The following is a 13,436-nucleotide window of genomic DNA, read 5'->3' on the forward strand; positions in this document are numbered from 1 at the left end:
GGTCATGACCTCGGACTGGGCCAAGGCCCCGGATTTCACCGATCCGGAGCACCGGGCTGCAGTCCGCGCTGCCACCTTCCGGGACAAGGAACACTACCTCCGTGGTGGCCTGACCGAGATCGAGTGCCGGGCCTGCCACGCTCATGTGCTGGTGAAGAAATACAGCCCCCATCACACCAGCGTGCAGTGGACCGCACAGGCGCGCGAACAGTGTCCTGAACTCGAGGCCATCCGGGCCACCGGCGGAAACCCCGCGATGCACCCGACCTGCCCGCGACTGTCCGCAAGTATCGATCATGGCGTCAGCGAGGGCATCGTCGCCAAGGAGTCACCGGACGTCGACCCCGACGGGTACTACTGACCCGCCGCCGGCAACGTAAAGGGCTACTGCTCCTTCTCTGCTCCCGGTTGCCCACCTTCGGGCTCCGGGCTCGGATTCTGTGCAGGCCCCGGATTCCGAGCAGGATCCGGGCCGGGACCCTGCGGCGGCGGACCGTAACCACCGGCAGGTGGCTGTCCGTACCCCTGCGGCTGCCCGTACCCCTGCGGCGGAGCCTGGCCATAACCACCGGGTTGCTGTTGCGGAACACCGTGATCTTGTTGCGGCACACCGTAACCCTGCGGCAGCGGCTGACCATGGCCGGGGCCGGCGGCCGGGATGCCGGGCTTGGCGGTCAGCGCGAGGTAGGTGGCAAGGCAGGCGATAACCAGCGCGGCAAACGCGCCCACGGTGACGAGCCACAAGCCCCAGCCCGCACTGACTTCGGATGTGTCGCCGGCATCTCCGCTGACCACTGCGCTTCCCGGATCAGATATGAAGATCAACACCATGACCACCGCGATCACCCCCAGCACAGCGCCGACGAGGGCCGCAATCGCGGGGAATATGTTGACGATCAATGCAGCACCCGCGCCGACGACGAGCACGCCGACAACCATCGTGTAGAGGCCGGGAGCGCTCGTGTCTTCCTCTGCCCTGGCTTCGGCCACGGCGACCTGGTCCGGGCGCGCGTTGCTGCCGCCGGCATCGATTGAGACGGAACCGGTTCCGGTGATGGAGATCCCGCCCAGGCCCAGGTCCTGGGATGCCCAGTTGAAGAAGCTGAACACCACCATCGCCACTCCCGCGACGACCAGTGCGATTCCGGCGATCTTCAGTGTGCGGTTACTGGACGACGGTGCCAGCAACGCAGTCGTCGGCTGACGGCCGGACTCGTCGGGTGGATATCCACCGCTGTTTCCCGGTGGCGGTCCGTACGTCATGGTGAGCCCCTGATCTGTCGTCCGCCCGCCGGTGTGCGGGCACAAAAAAATGCAATTACGCGATTATTGATCGTAACGCTCCACGACAGATCGTTAAAGGCCCTTGGGATTTCCTGGAATTGGGCGAAGTGTCAGGTCACCATTGTCGGCGGTCGGCAGTCCCGGTGGAGGCGGCGACGCCCGGCGACTGCGTGGCATCGGCGGCAACCCACGATCGGCACCCGGGTTGGGGGTGGCCCGCCGAACCGGGGGCAGTACAGCCGGATCACCATGGGATACAGGTTGATTCGACCGAGGACGGCTGCCGGGCGACGGCCGGTACGATGCGATCTTTCGGGTGCCTGCCCCGGCGCTTGACGGTGGGTGCGGCAGGACGTCTTCGGACGGGCGCCGGCCCATTCGAGAGGTCGCATTGGCCGGGCGCGCCCGATACCCGGGCTCCGGCCGAGGGCCGTGGGTGCGGTTCGGGCGTGAAGCGACAGATACCTGGTCGCGGTAACGAGGTGCCGTGGTGCGGGGACCCGCATGTACCGACGACTCCACCGAAGCCCGCCGCGCCGGTCGACCCCCACCGGAGTTCCTGTGCGCGAGCGGTTGTCGCGTGGCGCGCAGCGCAACGACAACGGCGTAGAACGACACCGGCACCGCCACGGCCGCACTCGCGGTAACCAACCACAGCCCGATTGCGGCAAACCCGATCCCGGCGTCACCGGTGCCCTCGAGCACCGCAGCGCCTGGGGCGAACAGATATTCCAGGGACATGAACAATCCGATCAGTGCCGGGACCGCACCGGCCAGAGCCCCGATACCCGGATACCGGTTGATCAGCACCACCGTTCCCGCGACGACGATCAACGCGCCGAGTGCGGCGGTGACGACGCCAGGGGAATTGCTCCGTTTGTCCAGTTCCGCGGCAGCCTCGTCCGCCCCGCCCAGCGCTGCGGCTCGTTCCTCGGAGATCTCGAGCGTCACCGAGCCCATACCGGTCACCGAAATGCTCATACCGTCGTCGCCGGCAGCCGTCCAGGTGAAGAAACTGAAGACCACCATCACCAGCCCGGCCACGGCAAGCACACAACCCGCCAGCCGTAGTCGCCGCTCACCCGATCTTGCTGCGAACAACCCGATATCTGCACGTGTCCGGTCGTACGTCATCTGCACCCTCGTGATCAGCTCGCACTGCAGCCGACCCACGCCGGAGTCGCCGATTCGGACAGATCGTAACCCCGAACCCGCTGACAATGCGGTTCCGCGCGCTATTCCCACGGCGTCCCATTGGCCGGAAAGTGTCTGGCACCACACATGCCACCAACTGTGAGCTGTACCTCGCGCACCACCGGCGCGCAACGTTCGCGAAAGGACAACTCATGGCACAAGCGGCGCCGACCACGACACCCCCACCTCCGGACAACGTAAGGGGGTGGTCGCCCAGATTGATACTGTCCCTGGTCTCGATCGTTGCGCTACTCGAAGCGTTGACGATGAACTACTCGATGGTCGCCACCGGCCTGCCGCTGATCATGGCCGACTTCAAGACCACGCAGGGCGCCTGGATCCAGACGATCTTTCTCCTCGTGGCCGCAGTGATCAGCCCGACGCTGGGCAAGGTCGCAGACACCTACGGGAAGCGGAAGGTGCTGCTGTGCTGCGTATTTCTGGCGGCCGCGGGGTCTGCCATCTCGGCCGTCGCACCCAACTACGCAATTCTGATCGCAGGTCGTGCACTCGCCGGGCTGGTCGTGTCATGCCTGTTCCTGAGCTACTCCCTCATCCGTGACGTCTACCCCGCAAAGATCGTGCCGTTGGCGGTTGCCATCGCGACGAGTGGAATGGGCCTGATCAGTGTCCCGATGCCGTTCATCACCGGCTGGCTGATCGACGGCTTCGGTTGGCGCAGCCTGTTCTGGTTCTTCACGATCATCCTTGCCGTCGTCGGCGTCGGGATAGCGATGACCACCGACGAAACGTCATACCGCCTGCGCTCACGGATCGACCCCATCGGCGCAGTCCTGCTGGGTGCAGGCATCGGCGGGATCTTGATCGCGGTCAGTTTCGGGGCCGACTGGGGATGGTCCTCGGCGAGGACCGTGACGTTCTTGGTGGGCGGTATAGCCCTTCTCGGACTATGGATCGTCTCGGCGCGGATCGTGCCGGAGCCGTTGATCGATCTCGGACTGCTCACTCGTCGATCAATCGGCTTGACCACAATCACCGCAGGCACCTTCTACGGGTCGACCGCCTTGAGTTCGACGTTGCTGCCGTTGATGTGCATGACACCGACAGCTCTCGGACTCGGCTACGGATTCGGTGTCGACGCCGAGGGTTACGCGTTGTTCCAGTCACCGCTGGGAGCCGCAACCGTGATCGGCGGCCTCGTCGTCGGCCTCCTCGTGGGTCGCGGCGTCCGGCCGAGGATCTTGGCCATCGCGGGGGCCGCGGTGCTGGCACTGAGCAGCTTCGGCGTAATCGCGGGTATGGACAGCCGCGCACTCCTTGTGGTGATGATGATCGGTATCGGCCTCGGCACCGGTCTGGGTTACGGCTCGATTCCCAACCTTCAATTCGAGGCGGTCCCACCGCAGTTGCAGGCCTCGACCGCGAGCATGGTGGCGACCAGCCAGGCCATGATGTCTGCCATTCTCCCCGTCATCGCCTTCAGCATCATGAACGCACACATCGGTCCGGTCGTCGACGGCGTCGGATTCTTCTCCGCCACCGGGATGAAGTGGGCTTTGGTGCTCTGCGGCGGCACGGCACTTGTCGGTCTCTTCTGCGCTGTGTGCATACCCCGTCAGATCACCCGGTTGTCCGTTCCCGACGCCACGGCGGCGGGTCCCGCACCGGCTGACGATCTGGCGGCACGCGTGGGCGGCTGACAGTTTCGACCACGGCCGGTGATCAACCGGCAAGGTCTGCCGGGCAGTTGGCGACAACTGTCCGGCAGACCTGTCTTCCGACCCGAGCTCTGTCATCTTCCGGCGTTGGCATCCTGCTTCTTCTTGAGTTCCAGTGCGATATCGATCAATTGGTCTTCCTGACCACCGACGAGCTTGCGGCTGCCCGCCTCGATCAGGATGTCCGCGGCACTGACGCCGTACTTCTCGGCATGCCCTTCCGCGTGCTTGAGGAAAGAGCTGTAGCAACCGGCGTAGCCCATCATCATCGAGGGCCGATCGACCAGGCATTCAGTGGGCATCACCGGCCGGACGACGTCCTGCGCCGCGTCCGCGATCTTCATGAAATCGATGCCGGTGGTGATCCCGAGTTTGTCGCAGACCCCGACAAACGCCTCCACCGGGGTGTTGCCCGCGCCGGCCCCGAAGCGGCGCACCGAACCGTCGATCTGCTGGGCTCCGGCCCGCACGGCGGCAACGGAATTGGCCACCGCGATGTCGAGGTTCTCGTGCCCGTGGAATCCGATCTGCGCGTCATCTCCGAGTTCGGCCCTCAGCGCCGAGACCCGATCCGACACCTGCTCGAGTACCAATGCGCCGGCCGAATCGACCACGTAGACGCACTGGCATCCGGCGTCGGCCATGATCCGCGCCTGCTTGGCGAGCACCTCCGGCGGTTGACTGTGCGACATCATCAAGAACCCGACGGTCTCCAGACCCAGTTCACGGGCCAGACCGAAATGCTGGATCGACACGTCGGCCTCGGTGCAGTGGGTGGCGATCCGGCAGATCTGGGCACCGTTGTCCTGGGCCGCCCGGATGTCGTCCTTGATGCCCAGACCGGGCAGCATCAAGAATGCGATCTTGGCGGAGCGCGCCGTTTCCACGGCCGCCCTGATGAGCTGCTGCTCCGGCGTTTTGGAGAATCCGTAGTTGAAGGAGGAGCCGCCCAGACCGTCCCCGTGCGTCACCTCGATCACCGGGACCCCGGCACCGTCGAGGGCACCTACGATGTCGCGGACCTCCTGCTCGGTGAACTGGTGTCGCTTGTGGTGGCTGCCGTCGCGCAACGACGAGTCCGTGATTCGGATGTCGAGGGTGTCGCTGTACTTGCGAGGATCGTTGATACCGAACATGACTCAGACCCCTACCTTCTTGTGCGCTGCGGCCAGTTTCAGTTTCGCGATCTCTTCGCCGACCTTGGTGGCGGCGGCCGTCATGATGTCGAGGTTGCCGGCATACGGGGGCAGGAAGTCGCCGGCGCCTTCGACCTCGACGAAGATCGACACGCGGGCCATCCCGCCGTTGCCGACGCTCGGCGGGTCGAACTGGGGATCCTGCAGCAGCCGATATCCCGGCACATACTCCTGGATTTCCTTCTCCCTCTTGTGAATCGACTCGGCGATGGCATCGAGGTCGGCGTCTTCGGGGATGGCACAGAAGATGGTGTCGCGCATGATCATCGGCGGGTCGGCGGGATTGAGGATGATGATGGCCTTGCCTCGCTCGGCCCCACCGATCGTCTCGATGCCTCGAGACGTGGTCTTGGTGAACTCGTCGATGTTGGCGCGGGTCCCCGGACCGGCCGACTCCGACGACACCGATGCGACGATCTCCGCGTAGATCACCGGAACCACCGACGACACGGCATGCACCATCGGGATGGTGGCCTGCCCGCCACAGGTGATCATGTTGGTGTTCGGTGCATCGAGGTGCTCCCGCAGGTTGGCCGGCGGCACCACCGCAGGTCCCACGGCCGCGGGTGTGAGATCGATGGCGGTGATGCCGGCCGCCTGGTACTTGGGCGCATATTCGCGATGCACGTAGGCAGAGGTGGCCTCGAAGATGATGTCCGGCTTCTCTTCCGATGCCAATAGTTCGTCGGCACCTCCCGACATCGTGATCAGCCCCCGAGCCGCCGCCCTTTTCATACCTTCGGATTCGGCGTCGATACCCACCATCCACCGCGGTGCGATGACCTCCGAGCGTGCGAGTTTGTACATCAGATCGGTGCCGATGTTGCCGGACCCGATGATTGCTGCGGTGATCTTGTCTGCCACGTGTGCTCCTAACGTTGGACTGTGTCAGTGGCGAAATCTAGGTGAAATCCAAAGTCACACTTCCCAACCCGACAAAGTTGGCAACAAAGTGATCGCCGGGACGAATATCGATCGCCCGGGTCGCGGTTCCGGGCAAGATTACATCGCCCTTGCGCAGTTTGACCCCGAAACTCTCGACCTTCCTGGCCAGCCAGGACACCGCGTTGAGCGGATGTCCGAGGACCGCGCTGGAATTGCCCTCGGCGATCAGTTCGTCATTGCGGTGCAGGGTGGCGTCGATGTTCCCGGTGTCGATATCGGCGATCCGAACCCGCTGCTCGCCCAGCACCCACCCGCAGGAGGAGGCACTGTCGGCGATGGTGTCGGGTAGCGAGATCTTCCAGTCCCGGATGCGGCTGTCGATGAGTTCGATGGAGGGGACCACCCATTCCACCGCGGCGATCACGTCTTCATTGGTGCATCCGGCACCGGGCAGGTCTTCACCGAGGATGAACCCCACCTCCACCTCGACGCGGGGGTAGCAGAACTTCGTCGCGTCGATCGGCGTGTGCTCGTGGTACTGCATCACGTCGAGCAGGTGCCCGTAGTCGGGTTCGTCGACACCCATCATCTTCTGCATCGCCTCGGAGGCCAGGCCCACCTTGTGCCCGGCGATCGTCGCGCCGGCGGCCAGTCGCTTCCGGATGTTGATCAGCTGGATCTCGTAGGCATCGGTCACGTCGAGATCCGGGTACGCCGCGGCGGGTGGATCGATGGCGACGGCATGCTGTTCGGCGGCCGCGAGATCGTCTGCGATCTGTTGGCGCAGCCGGTCGGAGATCGTCATCAGGTGCCCCCTGCTCGGTTCTCGCAAAATAGAACGTGTTTCGATTTGGACCCTCCAGAGACCTCGCCAACCCATTCCTGGCTGGTATAGCCTGCCTCTTGAGTCAGTTTATAACGTGTTCTACCTTGCGGGTGGAAGTCGGCGATGCGCGAAGGGGCGAATCATGAGTGGTCCGGACAGCGGACAGGGCGACGGCAATCAGCCGATCCCGGGAGACGAAACGTATGACGTGATCGTTGTCGGTGCCGGGGGCGCCGGAATGAGTGCTGCCATCACCGCCGCGGCGCACGGTCTGAGCACGACCATCGTCGAGAAGTCCGCCTACTGGGGCGGGTCGACATCACGCTCGGGCGGTGGAGTATGGATTCCGGACAACCGGATCCTGCAGCGCGACGGGGTGAAGGACGACCGTGAGGCCGCCCGCACCTACGTCCGATCGATCGTCGGAGACGTGGTCTCACCCGACCGCATCGACGCCTACATCGACCGCGGTCCCGAAGCCCTCGAATTCCTGATAGAACATTCGCCACTCGACCTCGAATGGGTCAAGAACTACTCCGACTATTACCCGGAAGCGCCCGGAGGCCGGGTCGGTGGGCGATCCTGCGAACCCCGCCCCTTCGATTCACGCAAACTCGGTGACGACTTCAAAACCCTCCACCCGCCGTACACGAAATCCCCGTTGAACGTGGTCGTGATGCAGTCGGACTATCGCTGGCTGAGCACCGGGCTGCGGCATTGGAAGGGCCCGCTCCGGTTCATGAAGGTCGGAATGCGGTTCGCCTGGGCCAAACTCACCGGCAAGAAGCTGATCGCGATGGGCGCCGCGCTGATGTCGGAACTGCTCCTCGGTGTGCGGCAGGCCGGAATTCCGTTGCAGCTGAACACCGGTCTCGTCGATCTGGTCACCGAGAACAACCGGGTTGTCGGCATCGTGGTCGACTCCGGCGGAACAAGACGCACACTCCATGCCCGCCACGGCGTGGTGTTGGCCTGCGGCGGTTTCGAGCACAACGCAGAGATGCGGCACAAGTACCAGCGCCAGCCCATCGGATCCCAGTGGACCACCGGGGCGGAATCCAACACCGGTGACGGCATCAACGCCGGTCTCAAAATCGGTGCCGGCGTGAGCTTCATGGAAGACGCCTGGTGGGGTCCGACCATTCCGCTCCCCCGCGGACCATGGTTCGCGTTGTCGGAGCGCGCGTTGCCGGGAAGCATCATGATCAACGACCGCGGCCGACGATTCATGAACGAATCCCTGCCCTATGTCGAAGCCGTTCATCAGATGTACGGCGGCAGGTTCGGGCAGGGCGAGGGTCCTGGCGAAAACCTTCCCTGCTGGCTGGTCTTCGACCAGACCTACCGCAACCGATACATGTTCGCCTCGGTGTCCGGGCGGCAGCCGTTGCCGGGCAGTTGGTTCAAGTCGGGTGTGATCGCCAAGGCCGACAGTCTCGAAGCACTCGCGGAGAAGATCGGCGTGCCGGCCGATGGTCTCACCCAGACCACGCAGCGGTTCAACGAGTTTGCCGCGAAAGGTGTCGATGAGGACTACGGCCGCGGGGTCAGCAAGTACGACCACTACTACGGCGACATCACCAACAAGCCGAATCCGAGTCTCGGCCCCCTGACGAAGGGCCCGTTCTACGCGGTGAAGATGGTGCCCGGCGACCTCGGCACCAAGGGCGGCATCAACACCGACGCGTCGGGACGCGCCCTTCGCGCCGACGGTTCTGCCATCGACGGCCTCTACGCAGCGGGCAACACCAGCGCGCCGGTGATGGGCCACACCTACGCCGGACCCGGTGCAACCATCGGTCCGGCAATGGTTTTCGGCTACCTCGCCGCCCTCGATATTGCCGCGCACGCCCAACAGGACCGAGTGAAGGAAGAGAAGGCCGGCTGATGGCGATCGACCCGGATATCGCGCTGGGTGCGGTGGTCTCGAAGGAGACCTACAGCTGGAACGCCTCCGATGTTGCGCTCTACAACCTCGGAGTGGGCGCCGGGGCGGATCCGCTGGACCGTGCCGCCCTTGGCTATTTCGACGACAACGATCCGAAGGTGTTGCCCACCTTCGCGACAGTGGCAGCCCATTTCCATGACACGGAACCACCGAAGGTCTCCAAGCCCGGCATCGAGATCGATCTCGGAGACGTGGTTCATGGTTCACAGGAAGTACTGCTGCACAAGCCGATTCCGGCTTCGGGATCGGCAACCACCACGGTCAAGATCATCGAATTGCAGGACAAGGGTTCGGCTGCGGTGATCATCGAAGAGTTCACCACCGTCGATGATGCCGGCGAGCCATTGTGGACCGCACGGTCGTCGATTTTCGCCAAAGGCGCCGGTGGTTTCGGTGGAGAGCGGGGCAACTCCGACAAAGTGGTCTATCCCGACCGCGAACCGGATCACGTCATCGAGACGACGACACTCCCGCAGCAGGCGCTGCTCTATCGACTGTGCGGTGACCGCAATCCGCTGCATTCAGATCCGGAATTCGCGGAGAAATCAGGCTTCCCCAGGCCGATCCTGCACGGTCTGTGCACCTACGGAACGGTGTGCCGCGCTGTTGTGGACACCCTGCTCGACGGTGATGTGAATCGGGTCGAACGGTTCGGCGCCAAGTTCACCGGAGTTGTCTTTCCCGGGGAGACGTTACGAATCAGGGTGTGGGAAGACGGATCCCGTCTCCTCATCAAGGCGACGGTGGCCGACCGCGACGACGCGCCCGCGCTGGGCGATGTCGTGCTGACAACTATCCGTCCCAAGGATTGACGAAGCCTGCCCGGATTCGGGTCAGGCGGCACTCATGAAGATGGCAACCAGGCCGACGAAGATCGCCGTCAAGGAGCCCAGCAGAGTGAGGACGCGCCAGATACGTAGTTTGATGACGGGTGTGTTCTTGACATGCGTTGAGGCCATTGGATTCCCTCTCTAATGAACATGGCCAGCCCGGCTGGGTCGGTCGTCACCAGCAACATCGAGATGGTGTGTTACCAGCGTGACAAATGTGACACACGTGACAGGTGATACAGGCCAGCGACACCGGCGATAGTGATAACGATTACACAACACGAACAGTTGCCAGGAACAGGTTTCACTCGCCTAAGTTAGATAAATGGACTCTTCCGGGGGCACTCCGACGCGTGACAGACTCGGCTTCCGCGCAATTTGGCTCATAGTTGTCGCCTGCGCCGCGCTGAGCCTGGTCATCGCCGCGATGGCGTCCCTCAACACCGCGATACCCGACATCGCCCCGGCCGTCGGCGCCAACTCCAACCAGGTCACCTGGTTGATCGACGGTTACACCCTCACCATCGCGGCACTGTTGCTTCCGGCCGGGGCCATCGGTGATCGATACGGTCGGCGCGAGGTACTGATCGGCGGGCTCGTCGTCTTCACCATCGGCTCACTGCTACCGATCTGGGTGTCCAACCCCGATCAGTTCATCGCCGCCCGCGCACTGACCGGTGTGGGCGCAGCGTTTGTCATGCCCGCGACGCTGTCGGTGATCACTGCCGGTGTACCCGAATCCAAACGCCATCTCGCCGTGAGTATCTGGGCAGGTGTTGGTGGATCCGGCGGCATTGCCGGGTTCTTCGTGACCGGCGTGCTTCTCGAGTTCTTCAGCTGGCACTCGATATTCGTCACCTTCGGCGTCTCTTCCGCCGTCACCGCCGTGCTGGCCTGCACTATCCCGACCTCCAAGGACTCGACCGCGCGCAGGTTCGACTGGATCGGGTCGATCACCTCGGCAGTGGGCATCGGCGCGCTTGTCTTCGGCCTGATCGAAGCGCCCCATCGCGGTTGGCTCGATCCGCTGTCGTTGCTCGCGCTCATCGGTGGTCTGGCGCTCATCGGGGTGTTCTGGTGGTGGCAGCTCAAGCGCACAGATCCGTTGCTCGACGTGCGGTTCTTCAACAACCGCGCCTTCTCGGCCGGCACACTGAGCATCACGGTGCAGTTCCTTGTCGTTTTCGGGATCTTCCTGGTGTTGCTGCAACAGTTGCAGCTGGTTTTCGGATACTCACCACTGAAGGCGGCTGTCGCCCTGATGCCGATGGTCGGTCTGGTGATGGTGTTCTCACTGATCGGCAACTGGCTCGTCACCCGAACCAGTCTGCGAATCATCCTGGTGTTCGGAATGACCGCGATGGGCGTCGGAGCCATCTATCTCGGTGCGGTTCAACCCGACGACTACAAGACCATCGTCGTGGCCATGGTCATCTTGGCCGTCGGCCTGGGTATCGCCACTGCGCCTTCGACAACCGCGATCATGGTCAACACACCGACCGACAACCAGGGCGTCGGCTCGGCGGTCAACGACACCGCTCGCGAACTCGGTTCGGCCATCGGAATCGCCGTCGGCGGAAGTCTGCTGGCGGCCGGCTACACCCGAAACATCGAACCGGTCGCCGCGGACGCCGAGGCCTCGATGCAACAGCTGTCCACTCAGCTCGACGCTGCCGGCCAGACCGCGCAGGCCCAAGAAGCCGCGACCGCCGCCGACAGCATCGCCGAGCACATCACCAACACTCTTGCAGAGGCGCTCCAGGTGGCGGGCCAACTGTCCCCCGTCCAGCCCGAACTCGCCGCGCGGATCAGCAGTGGCGCCATCGAGGCATTCGAAGGACCGATGGGTACCTCGTGCCTCGCCCTGGGCGGCGTATGCCTGGCGACGGCCATCGGCCTCGTGTTCATCACACCCAAACAGGTCGACGACGGCGCGGCGGAACGTGCCACCGCCAAAGCCGAAGCAGACATCAGCGATTGACGTTCCCGCTCGGTGCTGTCGCCCGGCCGGGTTTCGGCCGGGCGACAGCACCGAGCGGCACTTCACACTGTGGAGTTGTCAAAGACACCCGCGCGGTCCCGACGAGAAGACGGGCGCGCCAAGGGAAGTCAGTAGTTCAGGTCAGGCGGCGGGTCAGGCTGCCAGGGTCAGGGTGCGGCGGTTGTAGGCCGGTAGGGGTCTTCGCTGCGGATCGATATCGGCCGGCGGGATCAGCCAAGGATGTCCGTCGGAGCCCATGATCACATCCCAGCCGGTGTTGTGGACGGCCATATGGCAGGTGCGGCACAACAGGCATCCGTTCTCGAGTGTGGTCGCGCCGCCGTCCACGAAGTGCACGATGTGGTGGCAGTCCGACCAGCTGGCATGGCCGCCGCATTTCACGCAGCAGGCGTCGCGGATGATGATCGCTTTGCGAACCAACCCAGTGAACAGCCGTTTGGGTGGACTCAGATCGATCGGGACGTCCTGCCCATCGAGGGTGATCGAGGTGATCGCCGAATCGCACGCCAACATCGCAGCGGTCGCCTCGGTCACCGGACCCATCCACGGCAGGGTGGCAGCCTCGGGATGATCAGCAGGAACGGTCACCATCACCTCGGTCCGCGGCGCCGACACCAACGTCTGTCCACCACCGCCGCAGTCCAACAATTGATGCAGCGCATCAGCGCGGCGTTGGGTCGGGGACCGCGGATCATCCGAACCATCGGGTTCCGGACGTGCCCGGGACCAGCGATCCAACGCCGAGTGCAACTTCTCTCCGATCACCGCATCCACATCGAACGTGCCGACACAACGGCCCTCACGAACTTTGTATTCGAGGCTGTTCAGCGACCGGTCTTCTGCCGGCGGCGGACCACCGGTGTCTTTGGCGATCTCGTTGCCCAGCGCTCGGGCTGCGGCGCTGATCTCTGCAGGTGGCGCTCCGGAGATGGCGTGGTTCAACAGTTTCCGCTCGAACCGGACCTGCTGCTCGGCGGTGACCGGATCCTCGGACCGCCCGACAACATGGGCGACACCTTTGACCACCGCATCGACGTGCTCGGAGGACAGGAATCCGTCGCGTGAATATCCGGCGGTACGATCCAGACCCGCCAAAACAGGCCCGATCCGCAGCCATCGGTACGCCGATGCCGGTGCTGCTCCGTTGGCCTGCAACAACTTTGACGTCGTCGACCCGGCCTGCCGGGCGATACCCGACTCGTCGATCAACGCCGCACACACCGCCAGTTGATGTTCGGTGGTGTTACGCAGAGTGATCAATTCTCGTGTCATGCCGAGCACCTCGCCGGGATCGTCCGGCAATACCAGGTCAACCAAAAAATCAACCGTATCGAGAAGCCGCATCACAAACACCTCCAGAGCACGAATGCAGCAGGGAAAGTGGCCAATCCTCTAAGGGAGGTGATTAACTCGGCTGTGTCGTAGTCTCGGCGGCCAACTGCTTCCAATCTACCGACTCGAACAGATGTTCGCAAGGGATTAAGCGGTCGAATATGACTCGACCGCAATACATTTCGATAGTCAGCCAAACGAACAGTGTGGATCCCCGACCCGGCTTTCAGTTCGGAAGTGAAGCCGCCAAACCGATGGAC

Annotated in this window: 12 protein-coding genes; 5 read left to right on the top strand and 7 right to left on the bottom strand. The window is 63.8% G+C overall.

Annotated elements, in window-relative coordinates; all coding sequences use genetic code 11:
- The first annotated feature begins 4 nt into the window (after nt 1–4).
- Nucleotides 5–361, top strand: a complete 357-nt coding sequence (locus tag AC51GR_RS12390; RefSeq protein ID WP_496324934.1) for a hypothetical protein — start codon at nt 5–7, stop codon at nt 359–361.
- Between the two features lie 23 nt (nt 362–384).
- On the opposite strand, the gene AC51GR_RS12395 is transcribed toward AC51GR_RS12390, so the two are convergent.
- Both AC51GR_RS12395 and AC51GR_RS12400 read right to left on the bottom strand, forming a co-directional pair.
- Nucleotides 385–1,263, bottom strand: a complete 879-nt coding sequence (locus AC51GR_RS12395) for a hypothetical protein (RefSeq protein ID WP_496324935.1) — start codon at nt 1,261–1,263, stop codon at nt 385–387.
- Nucleotides 1,264–1,356: 93 nt separating this feature from the next.
- Nucleotides 1,357–2,418 carry a hypothetical protein gene (locus AC51GR_RS12400; RefSeq protein ID WP_496324936.1) on the bottom strand — a complete coding sequence of 354 codons (1,062 nt, stop codon included), beginning with the start codon at nt 2,416–2,418 and terminating at the stop codon, nt 1,357–1,359.
- 212 nt (nt 2,419–2,630) lie between these two features.
- On the opposite strand from AC51GR_RS12400, the gene AC51GR_RS12405 reads away from it, so the two are divergent.
- Complete coding sequence (locus tag AC51GR_RS12405; protein WP_496324937.1) at nt 2,631–4,139, top strand: MFS transporter; 1,509 nt, start codon at nt 2,631–2,633, stop codon at nt 4,137–4,139.
- Between the two features lie 92 nt (nt 4,140–4,231).
- On the opposite strand, the gene dmpG is transcribed toward AC51GR_RS12405, so the two are convergent.
- Genes dmpG through AC51GR_RS12420 form a run of 3 tightly spaced genes read right to left on the bottom strand, consistent with a single transcriptional unit; the run spans nt 4,232 to nt 7,043 of the window.
- The gene (dmpG, locus tag AC51GR_RS12410; protein ID WP_496324938.1) at nt 4,232–5,293 is read right to left on the bottom strand and encodes a 4-hydroxy-2-oxovalerate aldolase; all 1,062 of its coding nucleotides are present in this window, start codon (nt 5,291–5,293) and stop codon (nt 4,232–4,234) included.
- Between the two features lie 3 nt (nt 5,294–5,296).
- Nucleotides 5,297–6,217: an acetaldehyde dehydrogenase (acetylating) gene (locus tag AC51GR_RS12415; protein ID WP_496324939.1), complete on the bottom strand. Its 921-nt coding sequence runs from the start codon at nt 6,215–6,217 to the stop codon at nt 5,297–5,299.
- Nucleotides 6,218–6,254: 37 nt separating this feature from the next.
- Entirely contained in the window at nt 6,255–7,043 is a 789-nt protein-coding gene (locus tag AC51GR_RS12420; protein WP_496324940.1) for a 2-keto-4-pentenoate hydratase, read from the bottom strand.
- Between the two features lie 163 nt (nt 7,044–7,206).
- Between AC51GR_RS12420 and kstD the strand changes: the two genes are divergently transcribed.
- Together kstD and chsH3 are read left to right on the top strand one after the other, a co-directional pair.
- Complete coding sequence (gene kstD / locus AC51GR_RS12425; RefSeq protein WP_496324941.1) at nt 7,207–8,952, top strand: 3-oxosteroid 1-dehydrogenase; 1,746 nt, start codon at nt 7,207–7,209, stop codon at nt 8,950–8,952.
- Complete coding sequence (chsH3, locus tag AC51GR_RS12430; RefSeq protein WP_496324942.1) at nt 8,952–9,824, top strand: enoyl-CoA hydratase ChsH3; 873 nt, start codon at nt 8,952–8,954, stop codon at nt 9,822–9,824. The genes kstD and chsH3 overlap by 1 nt, the downstream gene beginning before the upstream one ends.
- Nucleotides 9,825–9,845: 21 nt before the next feature.
- Here the strand turns inward: chsH3 and AC51GR_RS12435 are convergent, their stop codons facing one another.
- Nucleotides 9,846–9,971, bottom strand: a complete 126-nt coding sequence (locus AC51GR_RS12435; RefSeq protein ID WP_496324943.1) for a hypothetical protein — start codon at nt 9,969–9,971, stop codon at nt 9,846–9,848.
- Between the two features lie 196 nt (nt 9,972–10,167).
- Between AC51GR_RS12435 and AC51GR_RS12440 the strand changes: the two genes are divergently transcribed.
- Nucleotides 10,168–11,823, top strand: a complete 1,656-nt coding sequence (locus AC51GR_RS12440; protein WP_496324944.1) for an MFS transporter — start codon at nt 10,168–10,170, stop codon at nt 11,821–11,823.
- 153 nt (nt 11,824–11,976) lie between these two features.
- On the opposite strand, the gene AC51GR_RS12445 is transcribed toward AC51GR_RS12440, so the two are convergent.
- Nucleotides 11,977–13,161 carry an HNH endonuclease gene (locus AC51GR_RS12445; protein WP_496324945.1) on the bottom strand — a complete coding sequence of 395 codons (1,185 nt, stop codon included), beginning with the start codon at nt 13,159–13,161 and terminating at the stop codon, nt 11,977–11,979.
- Nucleotides 13,162–13,436 lie beyond the last annotated feature (275 nt).

The sequence above is a fragment of the Williamsia sp. z71 genome, from assembly GCF_059553375.1.

Excerpts from the sequence above, each read along its gene's own strand:
- AC51GR_RS12390 (WP_496324934.1), top strand. The coding sequence starts at position 5 with ATGACCTCGGACTGGGCCAAGGCCCCGGATTTCACCGATCCGGAGCAC.
- AC51GR_RS12395 (WP_496324935.1), bottom strand. The coding sequence starts at position 1,263 with ATGACGTACGGACCGCCACCGGGAAACAGCGGTGGATATCCACCCGAC.
- AC51GR_RS12400 (WP_496324936.1), bottom strand. The coding sequence starts at position 2,418 with ATGACGTACGACCGGACACGTGCAGATATCGGGTTGTTCGCAGCAAGA.
- AC51GR_RS12405 (WP_496324937.1), top strand. The coding sequence starts at position 2,631 with ATGGCACAAGCGGCGCCGACCACGACACCCCCACCTCCGGACAACGTA.
- dmpG (WP_496324938.1), bottom strand. The coding sequence starts at position 5,293 with ATGTTCGGTATCAACGATCCTCGCAAGTACAGCGACACCCTCGACATC.
- AC51GR_RS12420 (WP_496324940.1), bottom strand. The coding sequence starts at position 7,043 with ATGACGATCTCCGACCGGCTGCGCCAACAGATCGCAGACGATCTCGCG.
- kstD (WP_496324941.1), top strand. The coding sequence starts at position 7,207 with ATGAGTGGTCCGGACAGCGGACAGGGCGACGGCAATCAGCCGATCCCG.
- chsH3 (WP_496324942.1), top strand. The coding sequence starts at position 8,952 with ATGGCGATCGACCCGGATATCGCGCTGGGTGCGGTGGTCTCGAAGGAG.
- AC51GR_RS12435 (WP_496324943.1), bottom strand. The coding sequence starts at position 9,971 with ATGGCCTCAACGCATGTCAAGAACACACCCGTCATCAAACTACGTATC.
- AC51GR_RS12440 (WP_496324944.1), top strand. The coding sequence starts at position 10,168 with ATGGACTCTTCCGGGGGCACTCCGACGCGTGACAGACTCGGCTTCCGC.